The sequence below is a fragment of the Lactiplantibacillus songbeiensis genome (assembly GCF_005405125.1).
Lineage (GTDB): Bacteria > Bacillota > Bacilli > Lactobacillales > Lactobacillaceae > Lactiplantibacillus > Lactiplantibacillus songbeiensis.
Window position 1 is genome coordinate 32,535 of sequence record NZ_BJDL01000012.1, and the last position, 18,661, is coordinate 51,195.

General features: G+C 43.1%; 13 protein-coding genes and 1 tRNA gene. 3 read left to right on the plus strand and 11 right to left on the minus strand.

The features are described from left to right. Positions 1-37 precede the first annotated feature (37 nt). The 9 genes from FFM77_RS05170 to rpoN form a co-directional block, all read right to left on the minus strand. Positions 38-1,603, minus strand: a complete 1,566-nt coding sequence (locus FFM77_RS05170) for a ClC family H(+)/Cl(-) exchange transporter (protein ID WP_171001565.1) — start codon at positions 1,601-1,603, stop codon at positions 38-40. Positions 1,604-1,618: 15 nt separating this feature from the next. Further along, positions 1,619-2,512: a phosphotransferase family protein gene (locus tag FFM77_RS05175; RefSeq protein WP_137634695.1), complete on the minus strand. Its 894-nt coding sequence runs from the start codon at positions 2,510-2,512 to the stop codon at positions 1,619-1,621. A gap of 610 nt (positions 2,513-3,122) precedes the next feature. Continuing rightward, positions 3,123-4,865 (minus strand): pyruvate oxidase, encoded by a 1,743-nt coding sequence (gene spxB / locus FFM77_RS05180; RefSeq protein WP_137634696.1) that lies wholly within the window; start codon positions 4,863-4,865, stop codon positions 3,123-3,125. A 694-nt stretch (positions 4,866-5,559) separates the two neighbouring features. After that, on the minus strand, positions 5,560-6,888 hold the full coding sequence (eno, locus tag FFM77_RS05185) for a phosphopyruvate hydratase (RefSeq protein ID WP_137634697.1): 1,329 nt from the start codon (positions 6,886-6,888) through the stop codon (positions 5,560-5,562). Positions 6,889-6,965: 77 nt separating this feature from the next. Then, complete coding sequence (gene tpiA / locus FFM77_RS05190) at positions 6,966-7,724, minus strand: triose-phosphate isomerase (RefSeq protein ID WP_137634698.1); 759 nt, start codon at positions 7,722-7,724, stop codon at positions 6,966-6,968. 26 nt (positions 7,725-7,750) lie between these two features. Next, positions 7,751-8,953, minus strand: a complete 1,203-nt coding sequence (locus FFM77_RS05195) for a phosphoglycerate kinase (RefSeq protein ID WP_137634699.1) — start codon at positions 8,951-8,953, stop codon at positions 7,751-7,753. A gap of 113 nt (positions 8,954-9,066) precedes the next feature. Further along, the gene (gap, locus tag FFM77_RS05200; protein WP_137634700.1) at positions 9,067-10,089 is read right to left on the minus strand and encodes a type I glyceraldehyde-3-phosphate dehydrogenase; all 1,023 of its coding nucleotides are present in this window, start codon (positions 10,087-10,089) and stop codon (positions 9,067-9,069) included. A gap of 67 nt (positions 10,090-10,156) precedes the next feature. After that, a complete protein-coding gene (locus tag FFM77_RS05205; RefSeq protein ID WP_137634701.1) occupies positions 10,157-11,185 on the minus strand; it encodes a sugar-binding transcriptional regulator in 1,029 nt (342 codons plus the stop codon). Between the two features lie 220 nt (positions 11,186-11,405). Further along, complete coding sequence (rpoN, locus tag FFM77_RS05210; RefSeq protein ID WP_137634702.1) at positions 11,406-12,740, minus strand: RNA polymerase factor sigma-54; 1,335 nt, start codon at positions 12,738-12,740, stop codon at positions 11,406-11,408. A gap of 81 nt (positions 12,741-12,821) precedes the next feature. On the opposite strand from rpoN, the gene FFM77_RS05215 reads away from it, so the two are divergent. After that, a tRNA-Arg gene (locus FFM77_RS05215) sits at positions 12,822-12,893 on the plus strand. A 323-nt stretch (positions 12,894-13,216) separates the two neighbouring features. Continuing rightward, positions 13,217-13,807, plus strand: a complete 591-nt coding sequence (gene clpP, locus FFM77_RS05220) for an ATP-dependent Clp endopeptidase proteolytic subunit ClpP (protein ID WP_137634703.1) — start codon at positions 13,217-13,219, stop codon at positions 13,805-13,807. Positions 13,808-14,246: 439 nt separating this feature from the next. On the opposite strand, the gene FFM77_RS05225 is transcribed toward clpP, so the two are convergent. Then, positions 14,247-15,899 carry a peptide ABC transporter substrate-binding protein gene (locus FFM77_RS05225; protein WP_137634704.1) on the minus strand — a complete coding sequence of 551 codons (1,653 nt, stop codon included), beginning with the start codon at positions 15,897-15,899 and terminating at the stop codon, positions 14,247-14,249. 306 nt (positions 15,900-16,205) lie between these two features. Then, complete coding sequence (yjeM, locus tag FFM77_RS05230) at positions 16,206-17,684, minus strand: glutamate/gamma-aminobutyrate family transporter YjeM (RefSeq protein WP_137634705.1); 1,479 nt, start codon at positions 17,682-17,684, stop codon at positions 16,206-16,208. 267 nt (positions 17,685-17,951) lie between these two features. Between yjeM and FFM77_RS05235 the strand changes: the two genes are divergently transcribed. After that, the gene (locus FFM77_RS05235; RefSeq protein WP_171001564.1) at positions 17,952-18,623 is read left to right on the plus strand and encodes an MmcQ/YjbR family DNA-binding protein; all 672 of its coding nucleotides are present in this window, start codon (positions 17,952-17,954) and stop codon (positions 18,621-18,623) included. Positions 18,624-18,661: the final 38 nt, after the last annotated feature.

Below are 18,661 nucleotides of genomic sequence, written 5' to 3' on the forward strand. Positions count from 1 at the left end.
AACATATTTGGGCTTACTTTTCCAGTCCAGTGCTGAATTACTTCTTTTCTAAAGCTGGTGCTGGTGTGTTAGCGGTTAACTGGTCAATTTGCTGGCGGACCCAGGCGCGATTATTACGATCCGTTAAGATAATTAAGGTATCGCCGGCACGCATTAACGTATCGCCATGTGGAATCACCTGACGTTCACCCCGCCGAATCGCAATTAACAGCGATTCTTTCGGCCATTGAAAATCACGCACCTGGTGGCCTTCAATCACAGCGCCTTCAAAGATTGGGACTTCCAATCGATCTTGCACGCCGCAATATTCGCGCCGCTTCGGTTGAGTCAACTTTTCCAACAACGCCTCATAGATTGGCGCACCACCTAAAAGATCAACGACCAAGTAGGCAGTCAGTGATACTACTGCTAATGGCATTAAATGCTGTAAGGTGCCAACCATTTCGGTAATCAGTAAAATCGCTGTGAATGGGGCTTTACCAATCCCGGCAAAATAACCAGCCATGGCAATAATGATAAAGTTCGTCACATATTGTGCTGGCATCCACCCCAAGGCGACAGCTGTTTGCGCATAAATAGCGCCTAAAATGGCCCCTAATGACAGAATCGGCAAGAAAATGCCCCCGGGTAAGCCGGAACCGTATGAAACGGTTGAAAAGACAAATCGTAACACGAAGATACCAATTAAAGCCGTCAAAATTGGTGGCAACTTGGCTAAATTCAAGATAACGGCATTCCCGCCACCAAGAAATTGTGGCCACCATAACCCAATCGGAATCACTAACATGAACGGTACGATGCCATTCAACCAACTTGGCAATCGCAACTTAGCGTACCAATTTGGCATTGTCAGCGTCACATTTTGATAAAGATAGCCCAGAATTCCTAGAAAGACTCCCAGACCAATTAAATTACCATATTGGGTTAACGGCAAAGTTTGCGCATAGGGAATGTGCAGAACTGGCACTAAGCCAAAGAAGTTCAAAGAAATAAAATTGCTAGCAATCGCGCTGGCCAAGGCCGTAGTCCAAATAATCGGTGAAAAATTATGATAAACTTCTTCTAACACAAACAAGGTACTGGCAATTGGGGCATTAAACGCCGCGGACAACCCGGCGGCCGCCCCACCAGCAATCAAAGAACGCCGATCCGCCCCGGTCTGATGCGTGGTTTCAGCAAAGCCTTGACCAATCGTGGCTCCTAACTGAATCGATGGCCCTTCCCGACCAAGGAATAGGCCAGAACCAATCCCTAAAATGCCGCCAACAAATTTCTTCCATAAAACCGGCCACCACTGATAATCCAATTCCCCAGCTAATTGGCCTTCAACTTGCGGAATCCCTGAGCCTTTAATATCTGGCGTCTGCTTGACCAGGAGACCGACCAGAAAGGCGACTAGTAGGCTTAGACCAATCCATGGGAGGACTAGCCAAGGGGTCGCGTTAATCTGGCTGTAGACCCACTGTACCAGTGTCAGCCCACGTTCGATACAATACCGAAAAATACTAACCACGACACCGGCAACGAGGCCAACTAATAAGCCGCGCCCAATTTCATTAAACCGGGTTAAATCCAGATGTCGTTTAATGGGTTGATGCTTCACTTTCAACCTAGACCCTCACTTTCCATTGAGTTGTGTTGTCAGAACCGACTGTAGTGCGGCCAAGGTCGCTGGCGTAGAACCTAGCAACTGTTGAATCCACTTTGGTCCATCCGCGCGCCACAACAAGCCCAGTATCACATCACCGACTAAGTCAGCGGTACCTAAAGCAGCCTGCAAACCGGCCACAAAATCAGGATCACACGCAAACGCTGATAACACGAGTGGCACCAGTTCGACTGCTTTCGGTGCTTGAATCGCCGTTTGAAAATGTTGAAAGCCGACTTGACCAGTCGTCACGATAATATTGTCACCGGTCAAATGTCCATGCACCAATTGATTCGGCACGACTGGATGCGCCGCTAAATACGCCGTGCGTTCGGCGGCAAAGTTTGGTCCTAGTTGCCCCCAATCAGCGTGGTTGCTAACTGCTGCTTGATCGACCTGATTGAAACTAGTCACATCAAGATTGAGTTGCAAGAGTGCTTGACCAATTTGGCGTCCTAACGTTTGTTTTGCTAACGGTTTGGCCGTCGTCTTAAAATTAGTCAACGGCACCCCTAGTAGTGGCTGATAAATGACATAATAAAATTGATAAGCGTCAAAAATAAATCCTGCATGTTTTAAAGTCGGCACGGCCACTGATAACCGTTGTAATCGCGTTAAACTAAACCGTTCTGTTTGATAACGATCCCGGGTATTCGGTGCCACATTGGCTGGCGGAAAGATGGCGACGTTTAGGCCACCGGCTTGAAAGACCGCTGCAAAATCACTTTTAACTGGTTCAAGGGCCTTAAATGGCTCATTTTCACTGGCATAAATTTGCCGAATCAATGGTTCGAAACTCGCCGTTGATGTCTGGACCGCTTGCCAGTCCGCCCATTGATTAAGTTGATGTTGGAAATAATCCATTTTCATTTCTCCTTTAAATGCTCGTATGCTTATTTTACCACGACATTCAAATTCTGACGGCGGTGGCCTTCAGATTAATGCTAGGAAGACTTTTTGCCATTTCGGTTGAACCGTTTTGGGTTAGCTCGACTATAACTGTCCCCATTACTAGAACTGTAGCGCAATTCGACCCAATCTTTTATCCGATTTAAGCCCTTTGAACCATCGTTTCAAGCCCATCAAAGTCTGCAAACAAAACGGTCACAAATGTCACCTATACACCCAAGTATCTACCATGGTTACAGCCTAATTTATCGAAAACAGGTTGGTTAAGTTCACACTAATTAAACACGAAAATTAATTAACCATTCTAACCCCATAACTAGCCACATTTGGTACTAACTGAAATCGCCGCCTGCCGGTTGGTTTCTAAATGACTGAACTGAAAACAATCAATCATTAATTTTTAATTCCTGTTAATTAACGTTGGGCCAACCAGAGTGGCAATTTTAGCCAACTATCAAATTTCCCCCAATCAGCCAAACCACAGCGACAATTTTTACTCAGCTAACCAAAAAAACAACGCCACCCAAATTTCGAGTAGCGTTGCTAATTAATTTACATCCACAATTTATTTAGTGACTTGGTCCAAGAAGTAACCGTATGGGTGTAAGCCCTTAGTTTGATACTTCTTAGTGAAGGCATCAACATCGGCTTGTGTCGTCCACTTATTGGTTTCCAAAGCCATGTGTTCCGTCGTAAATGGCATCTCGTGAGTCAACTTAACATCGATCAAGACTGGCTTGTCAGTTGCTTGAGCTTTAGCTAAAGCATCCTTTAAGTCATCTAAGGTCCGAACGGTGAAGCCAACTGCGCCCATACCTTCGCCGACTTTAGCCCAGTCGGTATCAATCAAATCAACCCCAGATAATGGTTGTTTACTGTCATCAGTCTGTTCAGCTTCAATAAAGCCTAACGTTTCGTTACTGAAGACGAAGTTAATGATGTGCAAGTTGTATTTCACTTCAGTTAAGAGTTCTTCGCAAAGCATCGCGAAGCCACCATCACCACTTAAACTATAAACATCGCGGTCTGGGTAATACGTCTTCGCAGCAATCGCAGCAGACATCCCATAACCCATCGTTGCATATTGGCCAGAAGTAGTCCACTTTTGATCACCATGCAAGTTGATCAACCGCATGAAGTTAATGTTAACATTCCCAACATCAACCCCGAAGACGGCCCGATCACTAGCTAACTTGTTGATTTGATCAAAGACTGGTTCTGGACGAAGTGGTTGGCTGTCGTCATTAGCAAAGCTATCTTGCCAGTCGCGCCAGTTCTTGCGATTCAGTAATGAAGCTTTATAGAAGTCAGATTCAGGTAATTCAGTACCCTTGTCAGCTAAAGCTTTTAAGGCTTTCTTAGCATCCGCTAAGATGGCCACATCAACATGATGACGCTTGCCGAGCTTTTCACTGTCAATATCGATTTGAATGACTTTAGCCCGTGGGTTGATTAAGAAGATGCTAAATGGCACATCGTTGCCGACCCAGAGGATTAAATCATTAGCAAATCCAGCTTCAACGCCAGGCTTAGGCGCAACCCGACCAGTTGAGCCAAGATAATTTTCATATTCATCTTCCACAATGCCCTTCGCTAAAACGGAAGAAATCATTGGCATATGGAACTTTTCCGATACCGCTTTCAATTCTTTGCTAGCATGCTTAGCACCAATCCCGAAGTAGATTAATGGGGCTTTGGCATTTTTGATTAAGTCCCAAGCTTCATCAATCCGCTTTGGATCTGGTTCTGGCATGATTGGTTGTTGATATAAATTAGCCGTTGGTTGGAACTTATCTTCAATTTCAGTCCAGCCTAAGTCTTTTGGTACCGTGACAACGGCAACCCCGTTATGCTTGTATGCTTGACGAATCGCTTCGTCATACATTTGTGGGATTGATTCCGCAGTCATTGCGGTCCGATTCCAAACTGAAACATCGTCAAAGATTGGTTCCTCATCGATAGCTTGGAAGAAGTCCACGTTCATCCGCTTAGTTGGGACTTGGGCGATGATCGCAACCACTGGGGTGTGATCATGCTTGGCATCATATAACCCATTTAACAAATGAACCGCACCAGGGCCAGCTGACCCAAAGGTAACTCCGACTTTACCAGTTAACTTAGCTTCAGCGGAAGCGGCAATGGCGCCAGCTTCTTCATGGCGAACTTGGACATAATGTAAGGTATCTCTGCGTTCGTAAATGGCTTGCATCCCGGAATCAAATGACCCACCAGGTAACCCATAGATGTTTTTAACACCCCATGCTTCTAAAACTTTTAAACCGGCTGTAGCTGCTTTAATTTTACTCATGACAACGTCACTCCTTAGATTTATGTTGTCAAATCGGATACCTCAATTAGTAAGCGCTTGCAATTAATCGAATTAATTAAGTCCATTATGCCAATGGACCTCTCTCAGCGCCGACCAGACTTCTCTGACTCAACTTATGTCATATAAATTTACAATATTTTTGACATTCGTCAGTTGGGCGAAAGGTTATCTCCCTCGTTGACAAACACATCATACAACTTAGCTAAACCATAAGTCAAACGATATTCACAAACTAAGTCAAGCCGCGTTACAAGTGCATTAATGAGCAAAAGTGCTTAAGCCCGTCAATTAGGCATTCCTAATTTTAAAAATCAGTAAAAAACTTTTTATATATTTTTTTGATATTTTTCAATGCTAAAAAGCAATAGTTATTCTAAATAAGTTCATCAAAAAATTCAATCAATCACGCTAAAACCACGTCTGGCTTGCGAGTTCGGCGCTTGTGTAACCACTCACTAATTGTAAGCGTTGACATTGCTGTCAAAACGGCCTAGACTAGAGATGTATCTATTAGACAGCCCCTAGACCCCAACGTGTTTAGGCAGCGCATGCCAAGCATCAAGTTATCAGTTAGCTGGTAACTTTTTTCTTTTGAGCTTTAGTTCAAAAAACTGAATTTGCTGCACATAAAAAGAGCCACTCCTAAGAGTGACTCTTTTCGACAATCGTCTGATTACTTGCTAGCAATCGTGTTACGAGCGTCTTCACTTAAGTTATAGAAACCGTTAAGACCCTTGTATTCTGAAGTGCTTTCAAGTTGGTCTTCGATCCGCATTAATTGATTGTATTTAGCAATCCGTTCAGTACGGCTCATTGAACCAGTCTTGATTTGGCCAGCGTTCATTGCGACAACTAAGTCAGCAATGGTCGTGTCTTCAGTTTCACCAGAACGGTGTGAAACGATGGCAGTGTAGCCAGCTTGCTTAGCCATTTCGATAGCTTCAACAGTTTCAGTCAAAGTACCAATTTGGTTAACCTTGATTAAGATAGCGTTGGCAACGCCCATCTTGATCCCCTTAGCAAGGTAGTCAGTGTTAGTAACGAACAAGTCATCACCAACGATTTGAACCTTTTTACCAAGCTTTTCGGTAGCCATTTGCCAGTCTTCCCAGTTGTTTTCATCCAAAGGATCTTCGATGGAAATGATTGGGTACTTGTCAACGATGCTGTCAAGTAAGTCAACGAATTCTTCGGCAGTAAATGATTTCCCATTTTCGCCTTCACCCTTTAAGTCGTACTTGCCAGTTTCTTCGTTATAGAATTCAGAAGCAGCACAGTCGAAGGCAATTGAGATATCTTTGCCTGGCTTGTAGCCGGCACGTTCGATAGCTTCAATTAAGATTTCGAATGGTTCTTCATTGTTCTTCAAGTCAGGAGCGAAACCACCTTCATCACCAACGGCAGTTGAGTAACCGCGTTCGTTCAAGATAGCTTTCAAGTTATGGAAAGTTTCTGAACCCATGCGGACAGCTTCTTTAACAGAAGAAGCGCCAACAGGCATGATCATGAATTCTTGGAAGTCAACGTCGTTGTTGGCATGTGCGCCACCATTGATAACGTTCATCATTGGTGCTGGTAAGACGTGCGCATTGAAACCACCAAGGTAGTTGTATAATGGCATTTCAAGTTCGTCAGCAGCAGCACGTGCAGCGGCGATAGAAACACCCAAGATAGCGTTAGCACCTAACTTAGCTTTGTTAGGAGTACCATCCAACTTGATCATTGCTTGATCAATAGCACGTTGGTCAGTAACATCATAGCCGACGATTTCTTTAGCAATCAACTTGTTTACGTTGTCAACGGCTTTAGTAACACCTTTGCCCATGAAACGGCTCTTGTCGCCATCACGTAATTCAACGGCTTCATGTTCACCAGTTGAGGCACCTGAAGGAACGATACCACGGCCAAATGCGCCAGTTTCCGTATATAATTCAACTTCAACAGTTGGGTTGCCACGTGAGTCCAAGACTTCGCGAGCATAAATATCTGTAATAATAGACATTAATTTCTCTCCTTAATTTTGCTTGTAATAGGTTCACAACCTATTATAGAAAGTTGTGACTGAACTTGCAATGAAAATTAGTTATTTTGGTAGTTAACTAATTCCAAGAATGAATCTGGTTGCATTGAAGCACCACCGACTAAGCCACCATCGATGTCAGCTTTGCTCATCAAATCAACAACGTTAGCAGGTTTTACACTACCACCGTATTGAATGCGAACTTTGTCAGCAACCGTTTGTGAATAAAGATCAGCAACCGTCTTACGAATAACGGCACAGATTTCTTCAGCTTGGTCACTAGTAGCTGTTTTACCAGTACCGATGGCCCAGATTGGTTCGTAAGCAAGAACTAATGAGCTAACTTGGTCAGCTGATAAGCCCTTCAAAGCAGCTTTGATTTGGCCTGAAACCCATGATTCGGCTTCGCCGGCTTCACGTTGTTCAAGACTTTCACCACAGCAGATGATTGGCAACATGTTGTTCTTGAAGATAGCATGTGCTTTCTTGTTGATGTCTTCATCAGTTTCGTGGAAGTAGCCACGACGTTCTGAATGGCCGATGATGACATAGTCAACGCCTAAATCAGCTAAAGCAGCTGGTGAAGTTTCACCAGTAAAGGCCCCAGCATCTTCAAAATAAGCATTTTCAGCAGCAATCTTTAAATCAGTACCTTTAGCAGCTTCGACCATTTCTTGTAAGAAAAGGGCTGGAGCAGCAACGACTGATTCAACTTTAGCAGGATCAGGTAATTGATCCTTAACCGCGTTAACGAAAGCTAAAGCTTCGCTAGCGGTTTTGTTCATTTTCCAGTTACCGGCAATAATAGGTGTACGCACGATAGACCTTCCTTTCGGAGAACAGATTATTTTTCAGAAATAGCAGCAATACCAGGTAAAGTCTTACCTTCAAGGTATTCAAGTGAAGCGCCACCACCAGTTGAGATGTGGGTTAACTTGTCGCCAACGCCAAGTTGCTTAACAGCGGCAGTTGAATCCCCACCACCAACGATGGTCGTTGCGTCAGATAAAGTCCCTAAGAACTTACCAACTTCAAGGGTCCCCTTAGCATAATTGCTCATTTCGAAGACACCCATTGGTCCGTTCCAAACAACCGTCTTAGCATCGCGTAAAACAGCTTCGAATTCTTCGATAGACTTAGGACCGATATCTAAGGCCATGTAGCCATCAGGAATTGAACCGTCAACGATCTTGCTAGGAACATCGTTGTCAAACTTTTCAGCAACAACTGAGTCACTAGGTAAGACCAACTTGTCGCCAGCTTTTTCGATGATTGACTTAGCTAAATCAATTTTATCTTTTTCAACTAATGAGTTACCAATGCCCATGCCTTTAGCAGCATAGAACGTATAGGTCATCCCACCACCGATGATAATCTTGTCAGCTTTGTCGATCAAATGATCGATAACACCGATCTTATCAGAAACCTTGGCACCACCTAAGATTGCAACGAATGGGTGCTTTGGATTGTCAACCGCGTTACCTAAGAACTTGATTTCCTTTTCCATTAAGAAACCAGCGGCAACTTTGTCCATGTTTGAGGCAATCCCAACGTTTGAGGCATGTTCACGGTGAGCAGTACCAAAGGCATCGTTAACGTAAACATCACCAAGTGAAGCCCAGTACTTGCCCAATTCAGGATCGTTACCAGATTCGCGCTTAACTTGTTCGCCATTAACAACATCTTCGAAACGCGTGTTTTCAACAACTAAGACGTCACCGTCATTCATGTTGTTGATAGCCGTTTCAAGTTGTTCGCCTTCAGTAACTGGTACGAAGGTAACAGGCTTGTTTAATAAGTTTGAGAGACGTTCAGCAACTGGACGTAAGCTCAAACCCTTCTTATCGTCTTCACTCTTAATCCGACCTAAATGTGAGAACAAGATGGCTTTCCCATCATGTTCGCTAACGTATTTGATCGTTGGTAAAGCAGCGACGATCCGGTTGTCGTCACCAATCTTGCCATCTTTAATAGGAACATTAAAGTCGACACGAATTAAAACTTTTTTATCTTTAACATCTAAATCTGAAACGATTAATTTAGCCAATGTTAAAATCCTCCTAGAATTTACGAGTCGTATAAAAAAACGGCAAGGAGAGTTTGCCTCCCCCCGCCGTTTAAACCGTATGCGGTTTTAAAGTTCTAACAAACTAATTTATATTAGAGAGTAGCGAACTTCAATAAAGTACGTACCATTTGGCAAGTGAAGCCGTATTCGTTATCGTACCAAGCAACAGTCTTAACTAATTGGTTTTCACCATCAGAAGTAACTTCTGTTTGAGTAGGATCGAAGATTGAACCGAAAGTAGTACCGATAACATCAGATGAAACAATTTCGTCTGCATTGTAACCGAATGATTCGTTACCTTCAGTATGCTTCTTGATAGCAGCGTTAACTTCGTCAGCAGTAACTTTCTTGTCTAAGATAGCAACTAATTCAGTTAATGAACCGTCAACAACACCAACACGTTGTGCATGGCCTTGTAACTTACCTTGTAATTCTGGGATAACTAAGCCAAGAGCTTTAGCAGCACCAGTTGAATGAGGAATAGTGTTTACACCGGCAGCACGTGCGCCACGGAAGTTACCGCCACGTACAGGGCCGTCTAACAACATTTGAGTTGAAGTGTAAGCATGGATAGTGGTCATAGTACCAACCTTGAGGCCGAATTCTTTGTTTTCAAAGAATGCAAGTGGTGCAAGGCAGTTAGTAGTACATGAACCAGCTGAAACGATACGGTCATCAGCAGTTAAGATGTCATCGTTAACATTGTAAACGATGGTCTTCAAGTCTGAACCAGCTGGTGCAGAAATCAATACACGTTTTGCGCCGGCGTCCAAATGGGCTTGTGACTTTTCTTTTGATGTGTAGAAACCAGTACATTCGAGAACGAAGTCAACACCATCGTTCTTAACCCAAGGAATGTTTTGAGCTTTAGGTTCAGCATATACACGGTACTTCTTACCGTTAACAACGATTGAATCGTCAGTAGCTGAAACTTCAGCGTCCAAAGTACCATGAGTTGAGTCATACTTCAAAAGATGAGCCAACAATGCAGGTGAAGTTAAATCGTTAATAGCAACAACTTCGATATCACTTGACTTTGCACCAAGTTCTAAGATACGACGGAATGCTAAACGACCGATACGTCCGAAACCATTAATACCAATTTTTACAGACATACTAGAATTTCCTCCTTGTGGAAATAAAAATATTTTTTATTTTAAAAAGTGACTTCACAGCTGAAGACTACTTTTTTAAAATCAAGTTAGCAGCACCTTCGTCCGTGATTAAACACGTCCGCTTGGGTGCGATCTTCATATACGCCTCAATCGCGGTGGCTTTGGAAGCCCCACCCGCAACTGCGAGTATAATCTCCATATTGGCCAGTTCTCCGATCTGCAAACCAATACGTGGAATCCGATAGACAACGTTGCCGTCACTATCAAAGAAATAACCAAAAGCTTCGCCAACCGCATGTCGCTGCTGTAAAACTTTGATCTGATCCTCAGACATGTTCCGGCGATGTGCCATCGAAACGGCATCGCCCACGCTGTGGATCACCACGTTAGCTTGACGAATAATCCCCAACACCTCTTGGATACTTGGTTCCTTAAGGAGTGGTTCATACGTTCGTTCACTGACCTGTTCGGGCACGAACAACGACCGGAATTTACCACCGGTGTGCTGTGCCATTTGCGACGCAATCGTGTTGGCTTGAATCGCAACCGATTCGCCAACACCGCCGCGTGCTGGAACAAATAACAACTGACGTTTACTAGCAAGTTTGTTAGTTAAGTTATTTGCCACATGTTCCATGGTGTGGCCCCCCATTACCGCAATAATACTATCACCTTCTGGCAATAATTGCTGTAAGAGTTGGTTGACTTCTTCGCCCATTGACCCAATCACCTTTAACTGGCGATCAGAATCACCGGAAACGATGATACAACGTTTAATGTTAAATCGTTGGGCCAACTGGCGTTCCTTTTGACGGATACCCATCAACTCATCCATGAATTGACTCAGTCCTAGCAAAACATCTTTGCCTTGCTGTGTCAACTGCATGCCCGCCTTATTAGTCACAATCAAATCTAACTTCCGCAACGTATCCGTTTCGGTTCGTAAGGTTCGCTCGCTCACATCTAAGGTTTGAGCTAATAACCGTCGTCCAACTGGGGCCATCCAATTAATGGTGCGTAATACCAAGTAACGATGACTTAGTAACTCAACCATGTCTGGGGCAATTGCCTCAATCCATTGAATATCCGAATGCATGGCATCCAACCTGCTCTCTAGTGGGACGGATTCAGTCCAGCTATGTCGAATAACGACCCAAAGACTTCAAAAAACAAAGCACACAACGATAATTTACTACGAAATCTCTGTTGCATACCTCTCTTAACCACAACATGAATTATAGCAGGTTCATGGAGTGGTTGCAAATCATAACACGTAACAGCTTATAACCGACTGGTATAAACTATTAGTTTTGTTATTATTCGGTTTTTAAATACTGTTTTCGTTTAGAAGATGACGGAATGTTAAGATTCTCACGATATTTAGCAACCGTCCGACGTGATAGTTCGACTTTTTCAGACTTAAGAATCTGAACAATTTTTTGGTCTGAAAGCGGTTTTTCTTTATTTTCGCTATTAATCAAGTCAATAATTCGGTGCTGAACGTTGTCAGCGGAGACCATTTTTCCATCTGTGGGACGTTTGCTGACCGCCTTGGTAAAGAAACGTTTAAGTTCAAACATGCCGAAATCAGTTTGAATATACTTGCCATTAATACTGCGGCTAATTGTTGACTCATGAACTTGAAGTTGCTGAGCAACATCTCTTAATAGTAAGGGACTTAATTCCGTCGTCGTTTGCAAGAAAAACGCCGCTTGTCGTTCAATGATCACGGAGCCAACCCGGAAAATTGTGGCTTCACGTTGTTGCAAACTGCTGGCAATCCAATCATATTCCGATTTTTTCTCTTTTAAATACTCGGTAAGTTCCTGATCCGTATGCCGACTCATTTGTTGATAATAATGGGATTGGAACTTAACGACTGGTTGAGCCATGGATGCCGTCTTCAGCGCCAACTGCCCCTGCTGATTGGTCACGACTAAGTCTGGAAAGATATAACCGGTCGTTTCTTGCCCAATCGCTGCCCCAGGAGTCGGGCTCAAAGTTCGAACATAATCATAAACACTCGAGATATCCGCTAAAGTGACTTGATACTGCTTCGCCAACCGCTCCCACTGCCGATTAACCAAGTTATCAAAGTTCTCTTCTAAAATAATGTAAGCTAAATTAGGCGCCGTATCATCGCTTTCAGTTTGAAGCATTAACGTTTCTTGCAAGTTACGTGCCCCGACACCTGGTGGATCAAGTTGCTGTAATAAGGTAATCGCATCTAATAACTCAATAGGGGTTGCCCTCATCTCTGTCATCACTTGCTGCTCATTCACTTTTAAATAGCCGTTAACATCCACGTACTCAATTAGATGTAAGACAATTTTTCGCAATTTTGTATCGCGCATAGTTAAATGAATCTGATCTAATAAATATTCAAATAATGAATGTTGATTCGTCGTTGAGACTCGTTCGATAAAGTCTGCATGTGCACTGACATTTTTCGCCGCACTCAGACTTGCATGGTTCGAATTCCAATTTGTGTCCACATCAATCAATGGATTTTCTAAGGCCTTTTGGGTCAAGAAGTCGCGTAGTTCCTCAACATTGAACTGCAACATTTGAATTGACTGTTGCAGGCGCTGAGTCATTGCGAGCTTTTGGGTCTGCCGTTGTTGTTGGCGAAAACCGGGTCCGATTGCCATAAATAATCCCTCCCAAATAATATTTACAAATACCCCTTGTGTTTTTATCCATAATCCGCTAAACTATAATATGTTGTTTAGGCGCCCGTAGTGTAATGGATCGCACGTAAGATTCCGGTTCTTGAAATGGGGGTTCGATTCCCTCCGGGCGCATCAGTTAGCTGAGATAATTATCTCAGCTTTTTTTGTACGCTCATTTAAGTGCGCCATCAAACTCATACCGCTTTCATTCTAACATACACCGTCAAACCGCTAAAACTCAGTTGTACACGTGGTAAATGAAGACAAGAAAAAGAGATTGGGATCACCCAATCTCAAGCCGTATATGATAGAAACCTAAGTATACCACGTTAACTTTGAAAACGGAATTTTGTTTTTGAGGTTTTTCTTTTGACCTTTACTGACCTTAGCGGTAAACTACATTTATATTAGCAAGTAGCTAATCATCTTTTGAAACTTTAGGAGGCTAACAAGTTATGTATCCAGTTCCGACAGTTATCGAACAGTCATCACGTGGCGAACGTGCTTATGACATTTATTCACGACTTTTAAAGGACCGCATCATCATGTTATCAGGTCCCATTGAAGACAATATGGCCAACGCCATTATTGCCCAGTTACTTTTCTTGGATGCCCAAGATTCTGACAAGGACATCTATCTCTATATCAACTCACCAGGTGGGGTCGTTACCGCCGGCTTAGCTATCTATGACACGATGAACTTCATCAAATCCGATGTTCAAACGATTGTTATGGGGATGGCAGCTTCTATGGCCAGTGTCTTGGCATCATCCGGGACTAAGGGCAAGCGGTTTGCTTTACCTAACTCTGAAATCTTGATTCACCAACCATCTGGTGGTGCTCAAGGTCAACAAACTGAAATCGAAATTGTTGCTGAAGAAATCTTGAAGACTCGTAAGAAGATCAATGAAATCTTAGCTAACAATGCAGGTCAATCAGTTGAAAAATTAAACCACGATACGGAACGTGATAACTACTTAACGGCGCAAGAAGCCAAAGATTACGGTTTGATCGATGATATCATGGAAAACAATAGCTTAAAATAAGCGCTGTTTGGAACTGAGTTAGCTGCGGCTAGCTCAGTTTTTTATTTGCCCATTTGTTATGAATCCCAAAAGACATCCAAGTCAAACGCAGCATATTGCGCTTGACTTGGATGTCTTTTTTACTTCATTAAGCTTGGTGCTAGTTGAAATTGCCGCCTGCCGGTTGGTTCCTAAAATAATCAAGCGTTAATTTTTTAATTCTCGTTAGTTAACGTCGGGCGGCCCAGAATTGGCTCAGTGGTGTCGTTTATCTTAGTCGGTGATTTTCCGACTTAGAGCCCGGCTTTCGAGACCGCTCTCTGGCTCGAAAACGTGGCCACCACGTTCCAGCCAATTCTGGGCCAACCAGAGTGGTAATTTATACCAACTAGCCCTAAGCGAACGCCATTAAGTTGCTAAGCCATCAGCATGCTTCAAATAATTAACCAAGTTAGTCCCCCTACTTGGCCATGTACGCATACTTGTAATTCCATTGAGTCCCAGCGGTATTATGAATAATCCCCTTGGCCTTGGGATTTTGCAAGAACGAGTATACCGTTTGATATAGCGGCGTAATACCTTGGTCTTGCATAATCACCCGTTCCGCTTGCAGCATATCTTGCCAACGTGCCTGAGGATTATTGGCATCTTGATTCTGCGCTTTTTTCACCAACGTATTATATTGACTACTATTATATTTCCCATAATTGTACCCACTGCCAGCCGTCATGATTGCCAAATGTGAAATTGGATCGTTAAAGTCGGCGCCCCAACCGCTCAAGTAAAGGTCAAAGTTACCTTGTTGGGCTCGTGTTGACGCAACTTTAGCTGGAATATTGGCTAAATCAATCGTCAAGCCACTCAGATTCTTTTCCAATTGTCCTTTAAAGTATTGTGAAATAGGCTTATTAGGTTCGTCATTAGACGTCAATAACCGCACTGTTAATTTTTTAAGACCGACTTCTTTAAGACCTTCACGCCACAACTTTTTAGCTAAAGCTGGCTGATATGACGTTGAATTCTTCACTGTCGATTCGGCAGCAAAGTCTTTACCATTCTTCGGATCAGTGGCTAATTCTTGTGGTACAAAGGTTTTAGCCGTTGTTGACGCATCACCAATAACATTTTTAACTAATGATTGGCGATTGATTGATAATGAGATAGCTTGACGAATCTTCTGATTATTCAACGCCTTGCGAACGGTCTTGTGACTATCTTTAAAGTTATAGACTAAGAACGCAGTGATGGAATATGGATACGTTGTATAATCTTTATTCGACTTCATATTTTTAACCTGTTCACTAGCTAACTGAGTTAAATCGAGCTTGCCTTCTTGGAACAAGTTCAACGTGGTCGTGGTGCTGGCATTCACACTGTAGTTAATCTTGCTCAGATGGACCGCTTTTTTATCCCAATATTGGTTATTTTTAACAAATGACCAACTGTTATTCGTCCCAGTCCAACCAGTTAATTTGAACGGCCCGCTATATAACATATATTGCGCTTTAGTCGCATACTTGCTGCCCCACTTCTTAACGGCCGTTTCGCTGATTGGTCCGAATAAAGGGTACGTCATTAACTTTTTGAAATACGTTATTGGTTTTGATAACGTCACAATAAACGTATGCTTGCCCTGGGCCTTAACACCCAATGTACTAGGTGCTTGCTTACCAGCAACAATCGCATCGGCATTTTTAACACCGGAGAATAAATAGGCATATTGTGACTTGGTTGCGGGCGTCACTGTCCGTTTCCAAGAGTAGACAAAGTCTTGCGCCGTAATTGCAGAACCATCGCTCCACTTGGCATTGCGAATCGTAAACGTATACGTCTTGCCATCTTTGGATACTGTCGTTTTGCTAGCTAAGCCAGGGGTAACACTGCCATTCTTACCTAACCGATACAAACTTTCGAAGACGTTACCAGTACTGCCATAACCGGACATATTGGAAATATCGATAGAATCTAACGTCGTGGGGTACGACAAGTTCAAGACTTGGTTGTTCGCATACTTACCGCTACTATGCTTAGCCCCGCTCTGCTGACCACAAGCGGCCAACACCGTTACTAATACTAAACTAAAAATAACTGCTAACACTGATCTTTTCTTCAAAACTCTCGCCCCTTTTACCTTTATTTTTTAAGTTAATCCCCAGAAATCTGGAAACAAAAAACGCCTGCCTAGAATCTCGTCAGATTCCAAGCAGGCGTTTCCAATAATAACGTTTTTGAGCTCAATACCGTTAGATTGGATGCACTAGTGACGCTTGTAATTCAACGCAAATAGCCATGTTGTTAGATTCACAACATGGACAGCACATCATCATTTGCGTAGAATTATTAGTCATGATTACGTCACTCCGATTTCATAAGATAGGTTCAGTATAGATAGTGGCACTTACTTTTGTCAAGCAGTTTTTTAAACGTGTTTAGCCCGAACCTGATACCAGATGGCCCCAGCAGCACCAAATAAGATTGGTCCCGCCAACATCCAAATGGTATTTTGCACTTTACCATCAACCAAGATTGGTTGTAGTAACGTGAAAATGTTCGCACCTAAGACCACCATGAAGACGACCCAACTAATAATCGTCGTCCACCGTGGCGACTTATAAACTTCAAACGGTTTGATAATATCGTGATTATGCTTGAACTTTGGAAATGCATAGAGCAAGAACAAATATGGCAACGTCATCGACACATTTGACATTAAGGTCAGCACATTATAAAACGCCGATGCATCACTCGTAGCAAAGGACGCCATTAAGATAATCACAATGACAATCGCACATTGCACAATCATTGCATAACTTGGCATTTGCTGTTTGTTTAACCGAGTGAATTTCTTAGGCCACAATGACTTGGGCGTACCTAAAATCAACGTTTTTAGTGGTGAATAGGTTAAGGTAAAGAACGCCCCACTATAAGCTAAAAACATTCCGAGACCGGTATACCGGGCAAACCACAACCCAATCAGATTGCTCGTTGCTGTACTCAATCCCAGTGCATTCCCAAGAACATAGCCCAAGTTACGCATCATGACATAACTAATATTCCCCATGTTGGTTGACGGATTAGCCAGGACTGCCTGCCAGTTCGTACTCATGCCCCAGCAAAAGATTCCGAGGGCATAGCCTAATGTAATGATCACGGCCGCAATAATGATTCCGCGGGGGAACGTCTTTTCTGGATTCTTCGTCTTATCGACCATCCCGCCAAGGACTTCCAAACCACCATAAGCAAAGATGGCAAACACCGCAAAGCTCATCAGACCAACTGGATGTTGATAACTAGGGTTGGGCGAATCTAACAGATCAGTTAACGGTTGCGCAAAGTGACCATGGTTCAACGCCAAAATGACTCCAGAAACCACCAGCAAAATCGCATTTAAACTCGTGACTGCAATCCCACCTAGATTGGTGATCCGTACAATGCCTTTGACCCCTTTGATTGAGATAAACGTGACTAAAATCATCCAAAAACAGGATAATAGACCAATTGTTTGCGTGGCATTCAACCCTAAGAAACTAAAATTCTGTGTCTGGTCACTCCCAAAAAAGGTAGTCGTAAATGGAATCCAAACTTTAGCCGAAGTCGACACCATCCAAATGATATACGATGCAAACCACATGAAGGTCCCAATAAAGGCAAACCGCGCGTTCACACTCACTTCCAACCACTTGTACATCCCACTGCTATCCGACTTAATGGCCGCCCCATATTCCGCCAACATTAAGGCAAATGGAATAAAGAACAAAACCGCCGCTGCTAGATAAAACCAAATGGAGGCATACCCCATTAGGAAAAAGGCCACCGTTCCGTTTGCAAACCCAAACACGGTGGTAAAAATCATCATTACTAAAGCCGTTAAGGTGATTTTATTACTTTTCTCAGCCATACTATTTCCCCACTACTCTTTTCAAAATTTTGTAAATCCGTTTTCAAGTAACAATTTTATAGGAAGAACAAAATAATTGCGTTCAATTTTACTAATAAACTCATGAATTCCCGCTGTGATAATCAATTACTTTCTGTTAATGATTTTTATTAATCAATTTTAAGTCGATCAAACTAACAGCCGAATTGCATTCACTAGCGGACTTAATTACACTAAGAGATGTTTAGTGCTAGTTGGATTAGAAAAGATAACTTTGGAGGCGACAATATGGATCCCATCAGTCAACAACTTTTTAAACACCAACGCGGCAATGCCGAAAAACTGCAAGCCATTGGGTTTCAACAACAGACCGATCATTATGTCCGGCAACAGCCCTTATTAGCAGGTGCCTTTCAATTAACACTTACTGTAACGTTGCCTAATCAAGTCACCACTACTCTAATCGACAACGAAACACAATTACCGTATACATTGCATCTACAACCACAAAATAGCGGCGAATTTGTCGCCCGCGTCCGTGAAGCCTATACCGCTGCCCTAAAAACCGTCATCCAGCAAGCCTTTAGTGCCGATCCGTTTCAATCGGCACAAGCCCGCCATTTAATTCAAGCCGTGGCTGCCCAATATCACAACGATCTAGAGCTTCTCTGGCAAAAGTTTCCTAACAATGCGGTTTGGCGCCGGACGGATACTCAGAAATGGTACGCGGTGCTGCTACAAGTTTCCAAACGAAAGCTAGGCCTAGCCAGTGATGACCTGGTCACTGTAATTGACCTACGCTTGAAACCAGAACAGCTAGCAACTTTAGTCGATAATCAATGCTACTTTCCTGGCTACCATATGAATAAAAAGCATTGGTTCAGCATCATTCTGGATGATCAAGTCAGCGATACGGAACTCTTACAACGGTTGGCAGTTAGTTACGACTTAGCCCATTAAGCTTGGTCAGTTGAACAACTGTAGTCGACAAAAAACGA